This window comes from Paraburkholderia sp. MPAMCS5 (genome assembly GCF_036016995.1).
In the GTDB taxonomy this organism is placed as follows: Bacteria; Pseudomonadota; Gammaproteobacteria; order Burkholderiales; family Burkholderiaceae; genus Paraburkholderia.
The window spans coordinates 467,554-487,299 of the sequence record NZ_JAYXBK010000004.1; the positions used below are offsets into that span (position 1 = coordinate 467,554).

Sequence of the window (19,746 nt, forward strand, 5' to 3'; positions counted from 1 at the left end):
CGCCGCATTGGCACCCGCAACCAGAAAGCCGATGTCATGCCGCGTGCAGATTTGCGCGCATCGGCGCATCATCGGTGAGCGTTGCCGGATTCGTCGTACGCTGTTTCCCATGAACACCGTTCGCCGGCGGCTTCGCGGCTGCGCCGCGGCAATATCCTCAACGGCCGAACAAGGAGTGTCCCATGCAAAACGATCCCGCCCTCGATCAGCTGTGCATCAACACGATCCGCACGCTGTCGATGGACGCAGTGCAAAAGGCCAATTCCGGCCACCCCGGCACGCCGATGGCGCTCGCGCCGGTGGCCTATCATCTGTGGCAAAACCATCTGCGTTACGACCCGAACGAGCCGTTATGGCCCAACCGCGACCGCTTCGTGCTGTCGGTCGGGCATGCATCCATGCTGCTGTATTCGCTGCTGCATCTCGCGAACGTGAAGGCCGTCGACGAACACGGCAAGCCCACGGGCGGCCCCGCGGTGTCTCTGGAGGACATCGAGCGGTTCCGCCAGATCGACAGCAAGACGCCGGGGCATCCCGAGTACCGGATGACCACCGGCGTGGAAACCACCACGGGGCCGCTTGGCCAGGGGCTCGGCAATAGCGTCGGCATGGCGATGGCGGCGCGCTGGTATGAGAACCGCTTCAACAAGCCCGATGCGCCGCTCTTCGATTACCGCGTGTATGCGCTGTGCGGCGACGGCGACATGATGGAAGGCATCTCGCATGAAGCGGCCTCGCTCGCGGGTCATCTGAAACTCTCGAATCTGATCTGGATTTACGACAGCAACCGCGTGACGATCGAGGGCCACACGGATCTCGCGTATAGCGACGACGTCGAAAGCCGTTTTCGCGGCTATCACTGGCACACGTTGCATGTGAACGATGCGAACGACACTGCCGCATTCGAAGCCGCGCTCGTCGAAGCGAAGAGCATCACGGACAGGCCGACGCTGATCGTGGTCAACAGCATCATCGGCTGGGGTGCGCCGCACAAGCAGGACACGGCGTCCGCGCACGGCGAAGCGCTCGGCGTGGAAGAGGTCGCGCTCGCGAAGAAGTTTTACGGCTGGCCAGAAGACAAATTCTTCTACGTGCCCGACGGCGTGCACGAGCGTTTCGCCGCGGGCATCGGCGCGCGCGGCAAGGCGGCGCGCGAGCAGTGGCAGAAGCAATTCGACGCGTACAGCAGGCAATATCCTGAACTGTCGCGTGAATTCGCGCAGATGGAAGCGCATGAGTTGCCCGAGGGCTGGGACAAGGACATTCCCACTTTCGACGCGGACCCGAAAGGCCTCGCGTCGCGCGATTCGTCGGGCAAGGTGCTCAACGCCATCGCCGCGCGCGTGCCGTGGATAATCGGCGGCGCGGCGGACCTCGCGCCATCGACGAAAACGAATCTGAAATTCGAGGGCGCGGGCAGCTTCGAATTCGACAACTACGGTGGCCGCAATCTGCACTTCGGCATTCGCGAGCATGGCATGGGCGCCGTGGTGAACGGCCTTGCGTTGTCGAATCTGCGGCCCTACGGTTCAACCTTCCTGATTTTCAGCGACTACATGAAGCCGCCGATCCGCCTCTCCGCGATCATGGAAGTCGAGGCGATCTATGTGTTCACGCATGACTCGATCGGTGTCGGCGAAGATGGTCCGACGCATCAGCCGATCGAGCAACTCGCGTCGCTGCGCGGCGTGCCGGGCCTCACCGTACTGCGTCCCGGCGATGCGAACGAGGTGGCCGAAGCATGGCGAGTCGCGCTCACCCAGCCGCACCGGCCGGCGTGCATGGTGCTGTCGCGTCAGCCGCTGCCCACGTTGGACCGCAGCCGCTATGCGTCGGCGGCGGGCGTGAAGAAGGGTGCCTATGTGCTCGCCGATGCACCCGACGGACAGAAGCCGCAAGTGATCCTGCTCGCCACAGGAAGTGAGTTGTCCATCTGCGTCGATGTCTACGAGAAGCTGAAGGGCGAAGGCATTGCGGCGCGCGTGGTGTCGATGCCTTCATGGGATATTTTCGAGCGCCAGGACGAGGCATATCGCCATGAGGTGTTGCCGCCCGACATCGACGCGCGCGTGGCGGTCGAACAGGCCGCCACGCTGGGATGGGACCGCTATGCCGGCAGGCTCGGCGCGCAAGTGGTGATGCACACGTTCGGCGCGTCGGCGCCGCTTGCCGATCTGAAGAAGAAGTTCGGCTTCACGCCCGAGCATGTGTACGAGGCGGCGAAACAGGAAATCGCGCGCGTTCAGTCGAAGCGCACGCAGGAGTAGTGCGGCGCGCGTTCGCTAAAAAGCCTGCGGTGTGGAAACCGCAGGCTTTTTTATCGCGCTGGGTGGCGTGCGATCACACGCATGCCGCTCACGTTCAGACCCGGCTCAATTCGCCGGAATCGTGACGACAGGCGCCTTGCTGCTCGTGTCGGACTCGGCGAGCGCCATCAGATTCTGCACGACCGTAAACGCATATTTCGAGTCGAAGTCGTTGCGATCCACCCAGTATGAAGACGCGCCGTACGGGATCATCACGTAGGCGTTGTCGGGCGGCGTCGGACCCGAGCGGATGATGATGGTCGGCCGTGTCTCGCCGCCGATCAGCCCCACGGTCGGCTTCGTCGAGCCGTCGCTGATGCGCTCGACGGGCACCTGAACCTGCGCGCCGAGATCGGTCAGGATGCCGAGCACCGAGCGCGTCACCATCGGAATCTTGTCCCCTTTCTGCCACGCCGAAGACGGTCCATAAACGATCTCGTAGGTCCGCGTATTCGACGACAGATGCAGCAGCTTGCGCACGCTCGCGAGATCCGCGGCGGTCTGCGGCGACTCGCCGCTGGTGGTCGCGCCCATCACGAGAAAGACGCTCGTCTGCTCGCTCTTGCTGTCGGCTTTGCGCGATTCCACATTCAGTTCGCCCGCGAGTTGCAGACGCCGCAGCGCGCGCAGCAGCTCGAAAAAGCCGGGCGCGCCCGCGCTGCTCTCGCCGCCGAGCGCGCTGCCGTTCTGAAGGCCGCCCACCGATTGCGCGGTGATGCGCAACAGCAGGTCGATCGGAATGCCGCCTTCGGCAAGCGGCAAAACGAGTGCAGGCGAGAGCGGCCGGATATAGGCGGAGGCGAAGGCTTCGCCGGTGGTCGGTGTGAACGTGAAGGTCGGATGATTCGAGTAGGAGACGCTGCCGGTGGCGAGCGCGTAATTCGGCTGGTTGCCGGAGCCTGCGTTGACGGTGGCGCCGCCGCTCGCATCGAAGGTGTAGGCCGCGATGATGCTGCTCACTGTGAGAAACGCGGGCGCATCGCCGTAACGGAGTCCGACGACGGCTGCGAGTATCTCGCGTTTCTTCGCGTCGCCGAGCGCGCGCGCGTAATCGACCTGATCGGCCTTCAGACGCGAAGGTCCGATATGGACGCAGCCGGAGGCAAGGCATGCCGCGCAAAGCGTGGCGGCGATCGAAGCAGTTCTGATCATCTCGGCGTGAGGGCGGAATGAGTATCCGCTGAAGAATGGGTCCGCAACGGCGGTAGCACGGCGCATTCCCGGACCCGCGAGACACGTGGTGCAATCGCCTCGGAACGCGTCCTTTCGCGGGGCCTTCGGGCGTTTTGCGGCGCAGGCCGCTTTCGCGAAATGTCACGTGCCGGTTACGCGGATCAGCGCGGCGTTTGCAAGATTTGCAGTGGCGTGTCCGTCGCGTTGTCGAGGGTGCTGCGATAAGTTTGCGATTGCATTTCAGCAAGGCGGCTCAGCGTTCTCGACACATCGTGCGCGCCCTCGAGCCCGCGTAACGCGGCCTGAATCGGCTGATCCGAAGCGATGAAAAGCGCGCGCTTGCGGTCGTAGAAAATATCGACGAGCCACACGAGTCGCTGCAACGTGTGTGACTTCGAGAGCCAATCGGTCTGCATGTTATCGACGATCAGTCCATGCCATCGTTCGGCGAGGTCCAGATAGTCGAGATGCGAACGGCTCGCCACGCACAGGGAACCGAAGTCCGCCCACAGCAGCGCCGCGCCTGCCGCGCGCACAGCGAGCGGGCGACCCGCCGCGCTGACCTTCGCCGGTTCGAGCGCGCCGCTGCTTTCATGGCGCAAGAAGAGTTGCCGCAGCGCGTCGCGGGACGCCCCATCGAGCGGCGAGAAGAATCGTGGCGTCTCGTGCGCTTCGCCGTCGAAACGATAGTCGCGCGCGCCATCGAAATGAATCACGCGAAAGTGCTGTTTGATCTGCTCGATGGTGGGCGCGAAACGCTCATGAAACTCGGGGTCGGACAGCAAACCGTCAGGCGCGTAATTCGATGTGAGCATGATGCGCGTGCCGAAGCTGATTGCCGTGTCGAGAAAGCGGGCCATCAGGAAAGCGTCGGCAATGTCGTGCACATGAAACTCGTCGAAGCACAATAACTCGATGCCGCCGAGCCATTGCTTCGACACCGCGCCGAGCCGGTCCTCGCCACGCGGCTCGCTCACGAGGCGCCGGTTCATCTCGCGCAGAAATTCGTGAAAGTGCAGACGTCGCTTGCGGCAATGCGCGAGTTCGAAGACGGTATCGACCACGAGGCTTTTGCCGCGCCCCGGCATGCCGTGGCAATACACGCCCTGATACTGCGATTCAACGCGGCCCGCTGTCGTGCCCAGCAATGCGACGAGTGCCGCGATCGCATCGCGCTGTTTGCCGTCGGGCACGACGCCGCGCCCGGCGAGCGCGTTTGTCACCTGAGCTTCGTCCAGCACGCTCGCGCTCATCCTTCCTGCTGTCCGCTCAATACGCGCTGCAGTTCCATCGGATCGACCGGCTTTGTGAAGTGATGATCGAAGCCGGCTTCCACGGCAGTCTGCTTGTCCTGTTGCTGACCCCAGCCCGTGACCGCGATCAGCCGGATGCCGGCGTCGGGAAAATCGCGGCGCACGCGGCGCGCGACTTCGTAGCCGTTGAGCAGCGGCAGGCCGATGTCGAGAATCACGGCTTGCGGCGCGAATTCGGCGATCAGCGCGAGGCCCGCCATACCGTCGCTGGCCGTGCGTACGTCATGCCCCTCGAGTTCGAGCACCATCGCGAGACTATCGGCGGCGTCCGCGTTATCGTCGACGATAACAATGCGCTGACCGGCGGCCGACGGCTTCGCGGGCTGCGTTGCATCGCCGGAAGCAGGGTTGCCCGCGGGATCGGCGGATTTCGACAACGGCAGGCGGATCACGAATTCGCTGCCCGCGCCCGGTCCGCCGCTGAATGCCGCGACCGTGCCGCCATGCAATTCCGCGAGGCCGCGCACCAGCGCGAGCCCGATGCCGAGTCCGCCTTGCGAGCGGTCGATTGCGGGCGCGAGTTGCGAGAACATTTCGAACACGCTGTTCAGATGTTCGCGAGGAATGCCGATGCCGGAATCGCGCACCACGATCACAGCTTCATTGCCTTCGCGTTCCGCGGCAAGCGAGATGCTGCCGCCACGCGGCGTGTACTTGGCCGCGTTGTTGAGCAGATTGAGGATCATTTGTGAAAGACGCGTGGGATCGGCGTCGAGAAAAAGCGGTTTGGCGGGCAACGTCACGCTCAAATGATGTTCGGACGCCTGCACGATGGCGCGGGCGGCTTCCGTCGCGGACTGCATCGCGCGCGCGAGTTCGAGGCGCTGCTTGCGCAATTCGAGCTTGCCCTGCGTGATGCGCGAGACTTCGAGCAGATCGTCGACGAGATGCGTCATGTGCTGCAATTGACGCGAGAACACATCGCGCGACCAGTTCAGTTGCGGGTCGGCGAATTGTTTGGCGCGCAGAATTTCGAGCACGTTGCGCATCGGCGCGAGCGGATTGCGCAGTTCGTGCGCGAGCGTGGCGAGAAATTCGTCCTTGCGCCGATCGGCGTTCGAGAGTTCGAGATTCAGGCGCGTGAGTTGCTCCTCGGCGCGACGCCGTTCGGTAATGTCGCGATTGATGCTGACTGCGCCGTAGATGTCGCCACGCGAATTCGCGAGCGGCTTTACCACCGTTTCGCAGACGCCTCGCGAGCCGTCGCGCCGCACGAACGGCAGCTCGCCGCGCCACGTGCCGTACGCGCCGAGTCCCGCGAGCACTTCGCGGCGAATGCGCAGTGCTTCGTGCGGCGGATGGAAAATGGAGACCGGCTTGCCGAGAATCTCGCGCATGCGATAGCCGAGCATGCGCTCGCCGCCGACGTTGAAGTCGGTGATATTGCCGCGCAAATCGGTGATCACGATCGCGTCGCTCAGATGCTCGAAAATCGCCGCCTGACGCAGCAACACCGTTTGCGCCTGCTTGCGTTCGGTGATGTCGATGCCGAGCCCGTAGATCATGAGCGGCTGGCCGGCTTCGTCGTAAGTGGCGCGGCCCCGGCCTTCCATCCAGCACCAGTCGCCGCTCGCGTGCAGGAAGCGGAATTCGACGACGTAGTCGTCGCGGCTTTGCACCGCGCGATCTACAGCCTCGTTCAGCGCCGCCAGATCGCCCGGATGGATCAGTTCGAAAAAGCCGCGCGATGTATTGGCGAAGCGTCCTTCCGCGTAGCCCGCGAGTGTTTCCAGTTCGCGGCTCCACCAGAACGTGCCGGTGTTCGGCTCGTGCGACCACGCGCCCATGCGTGCGCCGCGCATCGCGAGGCTCAACACGTCGCGGCTTTCCTGCAACTCTTTCTGCGCCCGCTGGTGGGCGGCCACCGATGCCTCGGCATTGCGCCGCGCGAGCAACAACTCCTGCTCGTACTTGTGACGATCCGCGACGATCAGCACGGCCACTTCGAAGTAACTCTGCCCGCCATGAACCCGGCGCACCGCATTGAGCAGCGTCGGCACGGTGCGGCCGTCGCGATGCATCATGTTCAGCTTGACCTCGGCGACCGCGCCTTGCGTTTGCAGAAGCGGCGCCCAATGCGTCTGATAAAACACCTTGCCGGCGGCGGTGAGCAGGTCCTGAAGATGCACGCCGTTGACGAGTTCGGCGGCGCGCAAGCCGAGCCATTCGCACAGCGTGGCGTTGGCGCGCACGATGAGGCCGTCGCTATCCGTGACGACGAGCCCGCAGGCGGCGTGTTCGAACAGCATGTCGGCGAGAGGCAATGGACGGTCTGTACTTTGCATTGCGTTAGAGGCTTATCACGATGCAGTGGCCGTTACACGAGGAAAACGAGAAGCCAGGTTGACGCCTTGTTGTCCGCGCGCCGGTCTGTGCGTCGCCGCGCGCGCCGCTGACGGAAATCTGTACGTGATTGCGCTGGATGATGCTCATTTGTCGAGTCCTGGAGCAGGCCGGGATAACAAGCGGCGGATGCGCCCGGTCCGGCATCTGATGGAATGGTACCGCAGTCTCGCCGCGAAGCCGCTGGCAGGAACGCTCAACCGGTCTTGATCGGCTGCTTCGGCGCGCCCGCCGGTTCGAGCCCGAAGCGCTCGTATTGCGCGATGACCTGCGCGCCGAACAGCAGCAACGTAGCGAGCCATTCGAGGCTGAACAGAATTACGATCGCCATGGTGAGCGAGCCATATACCACGCTGACTTGCGAGAGCGTCGCGAAGTACCACACGAGCACGTGCCGCGTGATTTCCCATAACGCGGCCGCGACCACGCCGCCGAACAGCGCGTGCCTGAGCGTCGGCTGTCCGACGGGCATCACCATATAGATGGAGGTCAGCACGAAAATTTCTCCGGCAAGACCCAGCAGATACAGCACCACGCGCGAGAGCCCTTGCAGCGACACATGCGTGCCGAACACATCGAGGCCTTCGGCGCCGACCACGTCGAGTCCGCTCGATACGAGCGTGACGACCAGCGCGCCGACGCCGAGGAAAAGAATGTAGCAATAGGGCAGCACGGCGGAGAGTAAAAAATGCCGTCGCCGTATCGCGACACGATGAACGAAGATCAGCGACATCGCATTTTCCAGCACGGTAAACGCGAGGGAACTGAAGAACAGCATGGTGATAAACAGCACCCAGCCGATGACCGCGCGGTGCTCAAGAAAATTGGCGAGTTCGCGCACCAGCGCGTTCGATTGTCCCGGCACGAGCCATTGCAGCAAATGCCCCAATGCGGCCAGCAAAACGTGTTGCGGCACGATGCGCGACAGCGCGATGACGATCAGGATCATCAGCGGCACAATGGACAGCAAGGCGTAATACGCGACCGCCCCGGCGAGCAGCAAGCCTTGATTGGCGCGGAACGCCTTGAGCGTGTCGAGCGCGAAGCGGCCAGGATGCTTCACGACGTACAGAGCGTGCTCATCGATGATGGAGTGCATGGTGCCTCGCCACGCGCGCGTTCCGGGCCGCCGGCTGGCGACACGTACCATGCGCTAATGCCTATATTAAGCAAGAAAGATTAAGCAAGAAAGTCGCCATGGGGCCGCCATTGTCGGGAATGCCCTTTGCTTCGTGTGGGCAAAATGGCTCCGGAACCGACATTGAATAGCGCAGATGAAAACGCCGAACGCCCGGACCTCGTGATTGCGCGGCGAGAGGGCTTGTATTGCCCGGCCGGCGACTTCTATATCGATCCGTGGCAACCGGTCGAGCGCGCCGTCATCACGCATGCTCATTCGGATCACGCGCGCTTTGGCCATCGGCATTATCTGGCTTCGCGGGCCGGTGCGAACGTGCTGCTTTCGCGCTTGCCCGACATTTCGCTGCAAACGCTCGCGTATGGCGAACGTCTCGACATCGGCGGCGTCACGGTTTCGCTGCATCCGGCGGGACATGTGCTGGGTTCCGCGCAAGTGCGAATCGAACATCGCGGGCAAGTGTGGGTGGCGTCCGGCGATTACAAGCTCGACCCCGATCCGACCTGCGATGCGTTCGAACCTGTGCGCTGCGGCACGTTCATCACCGAGTCCACCTTCGGCCTGCCGATCTATAGATGGGACGCGCCGCAAAGCGTGTTCGACGGCGTGGATTCATGGTGGCGTCATCACGCCGCAGAAGGACGCGCGTCAGTGTTGTTCTGCTATTCGTTCGGCAAGGCGCAGCGCGTGCTGGCGAGCGTCGACGCAGGCATTGGACCCATCTTCTGTCATGGCGCGGTCGAACCGCTCAATCGCGCCTATCGCGAAGCGGGCGTGCGTTTGCCGCCGGTGCGGCTCGTCAGCGAAATCGCGCAGAAAGACAAGGCGGCGTTCAAACAGGCGCTGATCGTGGCGCCGCCGTCCGCGCAAGGCAGTGCGTGGCTGCGGCGTTTCGGCGACTATAGCGACGCGTTCGCGTCGGGCTGGATGCGCTTGCGCGGCGCGCGCCGCAGACGCGGTGTCGATCGCGGCTTCGTGCTCTCCGATCATGCGGATTGGCCCGCGTTGCAAACAGCCATTCACGAAACCGGCGCGCGGCGCGTGATCGTCACGCATGGCTCCGTCGAGCCGATGGTGCGCTGGCTTCGCGAGCAAGGACTCGAAGCGGGCGCGTTCGCGACTCAATATGGCGACGATACGGTCGAGGCCGATGCATTGGGTGGCGACGACACAGCGCTTCAAACAGGTGTTGGCCACGCAACGCACGGCGCGGCGCAAACGCAGGAATCCGCTCAGAAAGCCGACGACGCCGCGAGCCGTTCATGAAACGCTTCGCCGCCCTCTACACCGCGCTCGACGCGACCACGTCCACGCACGACAAGCTCGAAGCGCTCACGAATTATTTCGCCGTGGCCGCGCCGGAAGACGCAGCGTGGGCGTCGTACTTTCTTGCCGGCGGCAAGCCGCGTCAATCGGTGCCGACGCGCCTTCTTACCGAATTCGCGCGCGAACGCGCGGGCTTGCCCGCCTGGTTGTTCGAGGAGTCGTATCACGCAGTGGGTGATCTTGCCGAGACCATCGCGCATATTTTGCCGCCTGCGCAACGCACTTCCGAACTCGGGCTCACGCAGTGGATCGAGCAACGCGTGCTGCCATTGCGCGGTCTCGCGCCCGAAGAATTGCGCGCACGTCTTTTCAGCTATTGGGACGAACTCGACTGGAGCGGTCGCTTTTTGCTGACGAAGCTGATTGGCGGCGGCTTTCGTGTCGGCGTCGCGCGGCAACTGGTGGTGAGAGCGCTCGCGGAAGTCGCCGGCGTGGATCATAAGCGGATCGCGCAGCGCATGGTCGGATGGACCGACTCGCAGCAGAAGCCGGACGCGGCACGCTATCTGCGTCTGATCGCGCCGCAAGCCGCCAGCGAAGATGCGGAGCAAGCCGCCGCGCGGCACGACAGCGATCTCGGCTTGCCGTATCCGTTTTTCCTCGCGCATCCGTTGCAGGCCGAGCCGCAGACGCTCGGCGATCCGTCGCGATGGCTGATCGAATGGAAGTGGGACGGCATCCGCGCGCAACTCGTCAAACGCGGGGGACGTGTGTGGTTATGGTCGCGCGGCGAGGATCTGATCACGGAGCGCTTTCCGGAAGTGACCGCATTGGGCGAGGCGTTGCCCGACGGCTTCGTGATCGACGGAGAAATTCTTGCGTGGGAGCCGGGCGCCGTTGCGCCGTTGCCGTTCGCACGGCTTCAACCGCGTATCGCGCGCAAGACGTTGACGAAAAAAATACTCGCTGATTCGCCCGCCGCGCTGCTCGCTTACGACCTGCTCGAAGCTCACGGTGAAGACCTGCGCATGACGCCGCTCGCCGAACGGCGCATGCGTCTCGATACGCTGGCCGCATCGCTCGACAGCACGCTCGCTCGCGATCTGTTGCGCGTCTCGCCGCTCGTAAGCGCCGCGGATTGGCGTGCACTCGGCATGCTTCGTGAGGAGAGCCGTGCGCGCGGCGTCGAAGGATTGATGCTCAAGGAGCGCGAGTCGATGTACGGCGTGGGTCGCACGAAAGCATCGGGTACATGGTGGAAATGGAAGATCGATCCTTATGCGGTGGATGCCGTACTGGTTTATGCGCAACGCGGCCACGGCCGCCGCGCGAGCCTTTACACCGACTTCACGTTCGCGGTTTGGGACGAAGCCGACGGCGTGCGCACGCTCGTGCCCTTTGCAAAGGCGTATTCGGGTCTTACCGATGAGGAAATGCGCCAGGTTGACGCAATCGTGCGCAAGACTACGATCGAGAAATTCGGACCGGTGCGTAGTGTGAGCCCGACGCTCGTCTTCGAAATCGGCTTTGAGGGCATACAGGCGAGCGCGCGACATAAGTCCGGCGTTGCCGTGCGGTTTCCGCGCATGTTGCGCTGGCGCACGGACAAACACATCGACGACGCGGATACGCTCGCGATGCTGCGGGGTTTCATCGACGATCGTGCGGGATAACCCCGACGGTACCGACATAACAAACAAGAAGACAACGACACGTCAAAAAAGAAGCCGTATGTACTCCATACACGGCTCATCCAGTAAGCATGTAATCAATGACGCGGCGCGCGCGGGAGCGAATCTTGCGCACGTTTCGCCGGAGGAGCCGGGACGCGGCGCTCAAGCAACAGGAGAATAAGGTGACGTTCGATAACCAACTCGACGACAGCGAAGACGTGGTCGTATGGCGGCCAATTCAGTATGCGATGACTTCCCATCGTCGCGTGCTGGTCGTCGACGACTACCGCGAAGCGGCCGATGCGCTGCAGATGCTTTTAAATGCCGACGGCTTCGAGTGCCGCGCGCTCGAAGACCCGCATGCCGTATGCGACATGGCCTCGGAGTGGCAGCCGTTCGCGGTCGTTCTCGACATCAAGATGCCGGGACTCGACGGCCTCGAACTCGCGCGGCGGTTGCGCGCGCATCCGTCGACGTCGCACATGTTGCTGGTTGCGTGCACCGCGTTTGCTTCGCGCGATGACCGCGCGCGCGCCCGCGCCGTCGGTTTCGACGCGCATTGCGCGAAGCCGTTGACACCGGAGCGCCTGCTGCGCGTGCTCGAATCGGCGGCGGCGCTGCATACGGCAACGCCGCCATAAACCAGCCCGCCGCGCGGGCCCGCCGGTTGCTGAACATGTCGCAACGCCGTGCCGTTCGCACGCCGTGCATGCTAATCAGCATTCTGGAGGTTTGTTATGAGCGACACGAAACGTCCCGCGCCGCCGTTTCCTCAACAGCAGCAGGAACAGACGCCTGGCCGCACGTCAGAGATGCAGCCGCAGCCGGATCACGGCGAGAAGTCGTATAAGGGCTCGGGACGCCTCGCCGGAAAGGCCGCGATCATCACGGGCGGCGACAGCGGCATTGGACGCGCGGTCGCGATTGCATTCGCGCGCGAAGGCGCCGACGTGTTGATTGCCTACCTGAACGAAGACGACGACGCGCGCGAGACCGCGCGCTGGATCGAACAGGCGGGCCGCAAGGCGGTGTTGATGCCGGGCGACATCACGGATCGCGCCCACTGCAATGCGATCGTGGATAAAGCGATGGAAGCGTTCGGCAAGCTCGACGTGCTCGTGAACAACGCCGCCTACCAGATGACATATCCGTCGCTCGACGCGATCAGCGACGAGGAATGGGACAAGACTTTCGACACCAACATTGGCGCGATGTTCAGGATTACGCGCGCGGCGGTCAGGCACATGAAGCCGGGCGCAGCGATTGTGAATACGTCGTCGATCAACGCGGATCATCCGAATCCCGGTCTGATTGCGTATGCAACGACGAAGGGCGCGATCCAGAACTTCACGGGCGGGCTTGCACAACTGCTGGCGGAAAAGGGCATTCGCGCGAACTGCGTGGCGCCGGGGCCGATCTGGACACCGCTGATTCCCTCGACCATGCCGCCGGAAAAAGTCGAGAAGTTCGGTCAGCAAGTGCCGATGAAGCGTCCCGGACAACCGGCCGAACTGGCGCCGGCTTACGTGATGCTCGCCTCCGATGAAGCCAGTTATATTTCCGGCGCGACAATCGCGGTAACGGGCGGATCGCCAATTATTTAGGCATGTTGAATAAATGAAAAGGAAGACCCTGCGCGCGTGATTGCATGCGCGCGTGCTTCGTTCCTTGCGCTTCCTGCGCTTCCTGTGCTTCCTGTGCTTCTTGTGCTTCTTGTGCTTCTTGTGCTTCTTGTGCTTCCTGTGCTTCTTGTGCGCGACCCCTCGTCAGGAGAAACCCCATGAATACGCCCACTGCGGAAACGGCGCTCGATGTCGCGCCGAGCGACGTTCAGCGCGTGCCGGTGAGCTTCGACATCAACGGAAAAAAGCACCAGTTCGACATTGAAGCGTGGACCTCGCTTCTCGATCTGCTGCGCGAGCACTGTCATTTGACCGGCACCAAAAAGGGCTGCGATCACGGCCAATGCGGCGCATGCACCGCGATCGTCGACGGCCAGCGCATCAACACCTGTCTGGCGCTCGCAGTGGTGCACGACGGCGCGTCGATCACGACCATCGAAGGACTCGCGAACGGCGAGGAACTGCATCCGGTTCAGCAGGCTTTCATCGATCACGACGCGTTTCAGTGCGGCTATTGCACGCCGGGGCAAATCTGCTCCGCGGTCGCTCTGCTGAAAGAAGGTCACGCGAAAACCGCCGACGAGGTGCGCGAACTGATGAGCGGCAACCTATGCCGTTGCGGCGCCTACACGCATATCGTCGCCGCGATTCTCGACGCCGCCGGGCGGGCTGACAAGGACGTGCGGGGAGGGCGATCATGAACCGCTTCTCCTACACGCGCGCGAGCGAAGTTCAGCAAGCCATCGAGCAGCATCGCGCGAATGCGGGCGCGGCATTTATCGCAGGCGGCACGAATCTCGTGGATCTGTGGCGTGAAGACGTGGCGCATCCGCAAGTGGTGGTCGATATCAGCCGTCTGCCGCTCAAGCAGATCGAGCCGGGCGCGGCGGGCGGCCTGAAGATCGGCGCGCTGGTGACCAACAGCGCGGCCGCCTACGACGCGACGATCGCGGCGCGCTACCCGTTGCTCGCGAAAGCGATTCTCGCCGGCGCGTCGCCGCAGATTCGCAACGTGGCGAGCATCGGCGGCAATCTGTTGCAGCGGACTCGCTGCGTCTATTTCTACGACGCGGGCACGCGCTGCAACAAGCGCGAACCGGGCACCGGTTGTCCCGCGCTCGAAGGCGTCAATCGCATGCACGCGATTCTCGGCGCGAGCGAGTATTGCATCGCGGTGCATCCGTCGGATATGTGCGTGGCGCTGGCCGTGCTCGATGCAACGGTTCACCTGAGCGGTCCCGGCGGCGCGCGTGTTGTGCCGTTCGCCGAGTTCCACCGTTTGCCGGGAGACACGCCGCACATCGACACGAATCTGCGCGACGACGAACTGATCACCGCCGTCGAGTTGCCGAAGCAAGGCTTCGCCGAACATCACGCTTACGTGAAAGTGCGTGACAGGGCTTCGTATGCTTTCGCACTGGTTTCTGTGGCGCTCGGTCTCGAACTCGATGGCGACGTCATCGTGAATGCGCATTGCGCGCTCGGCGGCGTCGCGCACAAACCCTGGCGCGACGCGGATGCCGAAGCGTCGCTGCGCGGCAAGGCGCTCAATGCGCGGACCGTGCGCGATTTCGCGAACAAGGTGCTCTGCGACGCGCGTGGCCGTCGCGGCAATGCGTTCAAGATCGAACTGGCGGCGCGCGCCATCGAGCGGGCCTTCGCGATGGCCACGCAACGTTCGTTCGAGGAGTCCGCATCATGAACCATACCGAGACTTTGCCCGCGTTGCGCGCGATCGGCGTGCCGTACAAGCGAGTCGACGGCAGGCTGAAAGTGACCGGCGCCGCGCAGTATGCAGGCGACTTCACTGCTAACGGCCTCACGTATGGCTTCGTCGTATCGAGCACGATCGCGGCGGGACGCATCGTGTCGATCGACTCGTCGGCCGCGCTTGCACTGCCCGGCGTGCTGCATGTGCTGACCTATCAGAATCGCCCTGAACTGCCTCGAGCGGACAAGGCATACAAGGACATGGTCGCGCCGGGCGGAAGCCCGCTGAGGCCGCTCTGGGACGACCGCGTGTGGTATAGCGGGCAGCCGGTTGCGCTCGTGATGGCGGAGTCGCTCGAACTGGCGCGTCATGCGGCGTCGCTTGTCGAGGTGCGTTATGAATCGGCGCCTCATCAGACGGCAATGCGCGAAGTGCTGATGAAGGCCGAGCCGCCGTCCACGGAGAAAGGCGGTTTCGAGCCGCCGCCCGAGCCGCGCGGCGACGCCGACGCCGCGGTGGCCGGCGCGGCGGTTCGCGTGGACGAGTTCTACAGCACGCCGGCCGAGTATCACAATCCGATGGAAATGCATGGTTGCACTGTCGTGCCAGGCGAGCATGGGAATTTGACCGTGTATGAAAAGACGCAAGGCGTCGTCAACACGAAGACGTATCTGACGACCGTGTTCGGCTTGAAGGACGATGAGGTGCGGGTGGTGTCCCCGTTCGTGGGCGGAGCGTTCGGTTCGGGACTGCGGCCGCAGTATCACCTCGCGCTCGCCGTGATGGCGGCGCGTGAATTGAAGCGTCCGGTGCGCGTGACATTGACGCGCCAGCAGATGTTCACGTTCGCGCATCGGCCGCAAACTATTCAGCGGGTTGCGCTCGGTGCCGCCGCGAACGGCAAGTTGCAGGCCGTGATTCACGAAGCCGTATCGGAGACGTCGCAGTACGAGGACTACTGCGACGTGGTCGTCAACTGGGCCGGGCGACTCTATCAATGCGAGAACGTGACGCTCGGCTACAAGGTTGCGAGACTCGATGTGCCGACGCCCGCCGACATGCGGGCGCCAGGCGCGGCGCAAGGGCTTTTTCCGCTCGAAGTGGCCATGGACGAACTGGCCGAGGCCTTGCGCATGGACCCGCTCGAACTGCGCCTCATCAATTACGCCGAGCGCGATGCGAACAAAAACCTGCCGTTTTCCAGCAAGGCGCTGCGCGAGTGCTATCGCGAAGGCGCGGCGCGTTTCGGTTGGGGCAAGCGGCCGCTCGCGCCGCGCGCGCGACGCGAGGGCAATGAATGGATCGGCTGGGGCATGGCGACGGGCGCGTGGGAAGCGCTGCAAAACGAAGCGTCGGCGCGCGCCGTGCTCGGGCGCGATGGCATCGTGACCGTGTCCAGTTCGACCGCCGATATCGGCACCGGCACCTACACCGCGATGACGCAGATCGCGGCGGACGCGCTCTCCATGCCGCTTCACGACATCGTGTTCGAACTCGGCGATACGCGCTTGCCGAAGGCGCCGATAGAAGGCGGCTCGTGGACGGTGTCGTCGGTGGGCAGCGCAGTCGATGCCGCCTGCAAGAGGCTGCACAACCGTCTCGTCGAACTCGCGCGGCAACATGGCGGTGCGCGTTTCGCGAGCGTCGCGCGTGAAGACATCAGGCGCGTAGGCAAACGCCTCGTGTGCGGTTTCGGCGCCGACGACTCGATCGGCATCGACACGCTGCTCGAACGCGCGGGACTCGAATCGCTGGAAGAACAGGCGAACGTGAAGCCGCACGAAAAGCAACAGGCGTATTCAATGGGCACGCATTCGGCCATTTTCGTCGAGGCGCGCGTGGACGAAGCGCTCGGCACCGTGCGCGTGACACGCGTGGTGAGCGCGGTTGCCGCGGGGCATATCGTCAATCCGAAGACGGCGGGAAATCAGATTGCGGGCGGCGTGGTGTGGGGCATCAGCATGGCGCTGCACGAGGACGGTCAGTTCGACCACGACATCGGGCGTCAGATGAATCACAACTTCGCCGAGTATCACATCCCGGTCAACGCCGATATTCACGACATCGACGTGCTGTTCGTCGACGAGCACGACGATATTGTCAATCCGCTCGGTGCGAAGGGCGTGGGTGAGATCGGCGTGGTGGGCGTGGCCGCCGCGGTGAGCAATGCGATCTGGCATGCAACTGGCAAGCGCATGCGGGATTTGCCGATGACCTTGGACAAGCTGTTTGCGTGAGCGCAAGCGGAGCATCGCGCTCCGCTTGCGTGGGTGCAGTTAATCGGCGTACTTGAATTCCGGCAGCGCTTCGAGCGATTTCTTGGTGGCCTCCGGCAGCACCACGCGGCGATTCGTGACCTGCAGATCGCCGAACGGAATCGCCACGAGGTGCTTGCCCATGCCGAGGAAGCCGCCCACTGAGAGAATGGCATAGGTGGCGTGTTCGCCGCCTGGCGAGACGATCAGATCGTCGATGGTGCCGATGTTGTCCCTGGTCTTGTTGAACACGTCGGCGCCCGCGAGCTTCGACGCGCGATAGCCGCTGCCGAGCTGAACCACGTCGGTGCGCTTTTCGGTGATGGACTGCGGCGCGCCTTGTGCATAGACGTGACCATACGACATCAGCGTGCCGACGAGCAGTGCTGCTGCAACGCGCGGTTTGGTTGTCGTGTTTCGCATAAGGGTTCTCCTTGTTATGTGGCGCCGATGGCGGCGCATTCAGCCTGCTTTCAGGCGCATTACCAGCAAGACGCGTGCCGCGTCGTTGGCGTTGCTCGCGTTGCGCGCGTGGCTCGCATCGCTTGCATTGTCTGCGTCATGCGGCGCTTTCAGGCCCGCCGATTGCTACTCACGCGAGTTCGCTATTCAAATTGCCTACACTGGAAAACGCGCGTCTGCGCTTTGCTCCTCACAGGAATCCCTATGTCATCCCCGGCGAATTACTCCACGCGCATTGCGGAAGGCACGCCTTTTCCGCTCGGCGCGACATGGAATGGAAGCGGCGTGAACTTCGCGCTGTTCTCCGCGCACGCGACGAAAGTCGAATTGTGTCTGTTCGATGAAACCGGCCAGCATGAAATCGAGCGCATCGAATTGCCGGAATATACCGACGAGGTCTGGCATGTGTTCGTGCCGAACCTGAAGCCGGGTGCCGTGTACGGGTATCGCGTGCATGGACCGTACGAGCCGGAGAAGGGGCATCGCTTCAATCCGAACAAGCTGCTGCTCGATCCGTACGCGAAGGCGCATATCGGCGAATTGAAGTGGGCGCCTGAAATTTTCGGCTATACGCTCGATTCGGAAGACGCGGACCTGTCGTTCGACGAGCGCGACAGCGCGCCGTTCGTGCCGAAATGCAAGGTCGTGGACGCCACCTTTTCCTGGACTCACCCGGACCGCAATCCGCTGCCGTGGGAGCGCGTGATCTTCTACGAAACGCATGTGCGCGGCTATACGAAGCGGCATCCGCAAGTGCCGGAGAATTTGCGCGGCACCTTCGCCGGGCTCGGGCAGAAAGAGGTGATCGAACACATCAGAAGCCTCGGCGTGACGTCGGTCGAGTTGATGCCGATCCAGACATTCGTGAACGACAGCCATCTGCTCGACAAAGGCCTCACCAACTACTGGGGCTACAACACCATTGGCTTTTTCGCGGCGGACCCGCGCTTCTTCGCTTCATCGACCGAGTCCGTGGGCGAATTCAAGGGCATGGTGGACGCCTTTCATAACGCGAATCTCGAAGTCATTCTCGACGTGGTCTACAACCACACCGCCGAAGGCAACGAACGCGGCCCGACGCTGTCGTTCAAGGGCATCGACAACGCGTCGTATTACCGCCTGATGCCCGACGAGCCGCGCTACTACATCAACGACACCGGCACCGGCAACACGCTGAATCTCTCGCATCCGCGCGTGCTGCAAATGGTGACCGACAGCCTTCGCTACTGGGTGACGGAGATGAAGGTCGACGGCTTCCGCTTCGATCTTGCGACCATTCTCGGCCGTGAGCCGCATGGCTTCGACGAAGGCGGCGGGTTTCTCGACAGTTGCCGGCAAGATCCGGTTCTTTCCAGCGTGCGGCTCGTCGCGGAGCCGTGGGACTGTGGGCCGGGCGGCTATCAGGTCGGCGGCTTTCCGCCCGGCTGGGCCGAATGGAACGACCGCTTTCGCGACACCGTGCGCGCCTACTGGAAAGGCGACGAAGGCACGGTGGCCGATCTCGCCGCGCGTCTCACCGGATCGGGCGACAAGTTCAATCATCGCGGACGTCGCCCGTGGGCCAGCGTGAATTTCATCGCCGCGCACGACGGCTTCACGCTCAACGATCTGGTCTCGTACAACGACAAGCACAACGAGGCCAACGGCGAGGACAACAATGACGGCCACTCGGACAACAAGTCGTGGAATATGGGCGTCGAAGGCCCGGCCGACGATCCAGGCATTCGCGTGCAACGCGAGCGTCAGAAACGCAATCTGCTCGCCACGTTGCTGCTGTCGCAAGGCACGCCGATGATTCTCGCGGGCGACGAATTCGGCCGCACGCAGAAGGGCAATAACAACGCCTATTGCCAGGACAACGAGATCAGTTGGGTCGATTGGGAAGGCATCGACGACGAGGGCCGCGCGCTCATCGAGTTCGTGCGCAACCTGACCACGCTGCGCCACCGCTTGCCGGTGCTGCGCCGCGGCCGCTTTATCACGGGCGAATACAACGAGGCGCTCGACGTCACCGACGCGCGCTGGCTGTCGCCCGACGGCACCGATCTCACGCCGGAACAGTGGGCCGATCCTTCGATGCGCTGCTTCGGCCTCGTGATCGACGGCCGCGCGCAGGCGAGCGGCATTCGCCGTCCGGCGTCGGATGCGACCTTGCTGCTCGTGCTGAATGCCCATCACGATGTGGTCAATTTCAAGTTGCCCGACGTGCCCGAAGGCGACAAGTGGACTTGCCTGCTCGACACCAACATGCCGGTGCGCGCGGAGTTACCGCAGTTCTGCGCCGGGGATGACTATCAGGTGACCGCGCGCTCACTGCTGCTGTTCGCACTGGAAGCAGCAAGCCGCGCGACGCAACGAGTGTTCGAACGGCTTGAAGAACAGCTCACGTCGGATCAAAGCCCTGAGCAAAGCACTGAAAAAGGCACCAGCCCGCCCGCCGCCTGACCAGGAATATCACTTGCTCTTTCGATGATGCCCGCGCGC

Annotated in this window: 15 protein-coding genes; 9 read left to right on the top strand and 6 right to left on the bottom strand. The window is 63.3% G+C overall.

Going from position 1 to position 19,746, the window contains the following annotated elements; all coding sequences use genetic code 11:
• The first annotated feature begins 182 nt into the window (after nucleotides 1–182).
• Nucleotides 183–2,267 carry a transketolase gene (gene tkt, locus VOM14_RS12410; protein ID WP_327628985.1) on the top strand — a complete coding sequence of 695 codons (2,085 nt, stop codon included), beginning with the start codon at nucleotides 183–185 and terminating at the stop codon, nucleotides 2,265–2,267.
• A gap of 105 nt (nucleotides 2,268–2,372) precedes the next feature.
• On the opposite strand, the gene VOM14_RS12415 is transcribed toward tkt, so the two are convergent.
• The 4 genes from VOM14_RS12415 to VOM14_RS12430 all read right to left on the bottom strand — a co-directional run bounded on the left by VOM14_RS12415 (nucleotide 2,373) and on the right by VOM14_RS12430 (nucleotide 8,234).
• Nucleotides 2,373–3,458, bottom strand: coding sequence for a hypothetical protein (locus tag VOM14_RS12415; protein ID WP_327628986.1), 1,086 nt, complete (start codon nucleotides 3,456–3,458; stop codon nucleotides 2,373–2,375).
• A 182-nt stretch (nucleotides 3,459–3,640) separates the two neighbouring features.
• On the bottom strand, nucleotides 3,641–4,720 hold the full coding sequence (zapE, locus tag VOM14_RS12420) for a cell division protein ZapE (RefSeq protein WP_327629090.1): 1,080 nt from the start codon (nucleotides 4,718–4,720) through the stop codon (nucleotides 3,641–3,643).
• 8 nt (nucleotides 4,721–4,728) lie between these two features.
• Nucleotides 4,729–7,077, bottom strand: a complete 2,349-nt coding sequence (locus VOM14_RS12425; protein ID WP_327628987.1) for a PAS domain S-box protein — start codon at nucleotides 7,075–7,077, stop codon at nucleotides 4,729–4,731.
• A 254-nt stretch (nucleotides 7,078–7,331) separates the two neighbouring features.
• Nucleotides 7,332–8,234, bottom strand: coding sequence for a YihY/virulence factor BrkB family protein (locus VOM14_RS12430; protein ID WP_327628988.1), 903 nt, complete (start codon nucleotides 8,232–8,234; stop codon nucleotides 7,332–7,334).
• 144 nt (nucleotides 8,235–8,378) lie between these two features.
• On the opposite strand from VOM14_RS12430, the gene VOM14_RS12435 reads away from it, so the two are divergent.
• The 4 genes from VOM14_RS12435 to VOM14_RS12450 all read left to right on the top strand — a co-directional run bounded on the left by VOM14_RS12435 (nucleotide 8,379) and on the right by VOM14_RS12450 (nucleotide 12,816).
• Nucleotides 8,379–9,539: a ligase-associated DNA damage response exonuclease gene (locus tag VOM14_RS12435; RefSeq protein WP_327628989.1), complete on the top strand. Its 1,161-nt coding sequence runs from the start codon at nucleotides 8,379–8,381 to the stop codon at nucleotides 9,537–9,539.
• Entirely contained in the window at nucleotides 9,536–11,212 is a 1,677-nt protein-coding gene (locus VOM14_RS12440) for an ATP-dependent DNA ligase (RefSeq protein WP_327628990.1), read from the top strand. Before VOM14_RS12435 ends, VOM14_RS12440 begins: the two co-directional genes overlap by 4 nt.
• A gap of 182 nt (nucleotides 11,213–11,394) precedes the next feature.
• Entirely contained in the window at nucleotides 11,395–11,853 is a 459-nt protein-coding gene (locus VOM14_RS12445) for a response regulator (RefSeq protein ID WP_327628991.1), read from the top strand.
• 96 nt (nucleotides 11,854–11,949) lie between these two features.
• A complete protein-coding gene (locus VOM14_RS12450; RefSeq protein WP_327628992.1) occupies nucleotides 11,950–12,816 on the top strand; it encodes an SDR family oxidoreductase in 867 nt (288 codons plus the stop codon).
• Here VOM14_RS12450 and VOM14_RS12455 read toward each other — a convergent pair.
• Nucleotides 12,809–12,994 carry a hypothetical protein gene (locus VOM14_RS12455; protein WP_327628993.1) on the bottom strand — a complete coding sequence of 62 codons (186 nt, stop codon included), beginning with the start codon at nucleotides 12,992–12,994 and terminating at the stop codon, nucleotides 12,809–12,811. The two genes, VOM14_RS12450 and VOM14_RS12455, sit on opposite strands and share 8 nt — an antisense overlap.
• On the opposite strand from VOM14_RS12455, the gene VOM14_RS12460 reads away from it, so the two are divergent.
• From VOM14_RS12460 to VOM14_RS12470, 3 genes are read left to right on the top strand one after another with little or no spacing between them, the layout of a single operon-like run.
• The gene (locus tag VOM14_RS12460) at nucleotides 12,993–13,535 is read left to right on the top strand and encodes a (2Fe-2S)-binding protein (protein WP_327628994.1); all 543 of its coding nucleotides are present in this window, start codon (nucleotides 12,993–12,995) and stop codon (nucleotides 13,533–13,535) included. The genes VOM14_RS12455 and VOM14_RS12460 overlap by 2 nt on opposite strands.
• Nucleotides 13,532–14,536: an FAD binding domain-containing protein gene (locus VOM14_RS12465; protein ID WP_327628995.1), complete on the top strand. Its 1,005-nt coding sequence runs from the start codon at nucleotides 13,532–13,534 to the stop codon at nucleotides 14,534–14,536. Before VOM14_RS12460 ends, VOM14_RS12465 begins: the two co-directional genes overlap by 4 nt.
• Entirely contained in the window at nucleotides 14,533–16,782 is a 2,250-nt protein-coding gene (locus VOM14_RS12470; protein ID WP_327628996.1) for a xanthine dehydrogenase family protein molybdopterin-binding subunit, read from the top strand. The genes VOM14_RS12465 and VOM14_RS12470 overlap by 4 nt, the downstream gene beginning before the upstream one ends.
• Before the next feature lie 39 nt (nucleotides 16,783–16,821).
• Here the strand turns inward: VOM14_RS12470 and VOM14_RS12475 are convergent, their stop codons facing one another.
• A complete protein-coding gene (locus tag VOM14_RS12475; protein WP_327628997.1) occupies nucleotides 16,822–17,223 on the bottom strand; it encodes a PRC-barrel domain-containing protein in 402 nt (133 codons plus the stop codon).
• 243 nt (nucleotides 17,224–17,466) lie between these two features.
• Here VOM14_RS12475 and glgX point away from each other — a divergent pair, with 243 nt between their 5' ends.
• Nucleotides 17,467–19,707: a glycogen debranching protein GlgX gene (gene glgX / locus VOM14_RS12480; protein ID WP_327628998.1), complete on the top strand. Its 2,241-nt coding sequence runs from the start codon at nucleotides 17,467–17,469 to the stop codon at nucleotides 19,705–19,707.
• Nucleotides 19,708–19,746: the final 39 nt, after the last annotated feature.

Excerpts from the sequence above, each read along its gene's own strand:
- VOM14_RS12455 (WP_327628993.1), bottom strand. The coding sequence starts at position 12,994 with ATGGGGTTTCTCCTGACGAGGGGTCGCGCACAAGAAGCACAGGAAGCA.
- VOM14_RS12470 (WP_327628996.1), top strand. The coding sequence starts at position 14,533 with ATGAACCATACCGAGACTTTGCCCGCGTTGCGCGCGATCGGCGTGCCG.
- tkt (WP_327628985.1), top strand. The coding sequence starts at position 183 with ATGCAAAACGATCCCGCCCTCGATCAGCTGTGCATCAACACGATCCGC.
- VOM14_RS12430 (WP_327628988.1), bottom strand. The coding sequence starts at position 8,234 with ATGCACTCCATCATCGATGAGCACGCTCTGTACGTCGTGAAGCATCCT.
- VOM14_RS12450 (WP_327628992.1), top strand. The coding sequence starts at position 11,950 with ATGAGCGACACGAAACGTCCCGCGCCGCCGTTTCCTCAACAGCAGCAG.
- VOM14_RS12425 (WP_327628987.1), bottom strand. The coding sequence starts at position 7,077 with ATGCAAAGTACAGACCGTCCATTGCCTCTCGCCGACATGCTGTTCGAA.
- VOM14_RS12460 (WP_327628994.1), top strand. The coding sequence starts at position 12,993 with ATGAATACGCCCACTGCGGAAACGGCGCTCGATGTCGCGCCGAGCGAC.
- VOM14_RS12435 (WP_327628989.1), top strand. The coding sequence starts at position 8,379 with ATGGCTCCGGAACCGACATTGAATAGCGCAGATGAAAACGCCGAACGC.
- glgX (WP_327628998.1), top strand. The coding sequence starts at position 17,467 with ATGTCATCCCCGGCGAATTACTCCACGCGCATTGCGGAAGGCACGCCT.
- VOM14_RS12415 (WP_327628986.1), bottom strand. The coding sequence starts at position 3,458 with ATGATCAGAACTGCTTCGATCGCCGCCACGCTTTGCGCGGCATGCCTT.
- VOM14_RS12475 (WP_327628997.1), bottom strand. The coding sequence starts at position 17,223 with ATGCGAAACACGACAACCAAACCGCGCGTTGCAGCAGCACTGCTCGTC.
- VOM14_RS12465 (WP_327628995.1), top strand. The coding sequence starts at position 13,532 with ATGAACCGCTTCTCCTACACGCGCGCGAGCGAAGTTCAGCAAGCCATC.
- VOM14_RS12440 (WP_327628990.1), top strand. The coding sequence starts at position 9,536 with ATGAAACGCTTCGCCGCCCTCTACACCGCGCTCGACGCGACCACGTCC.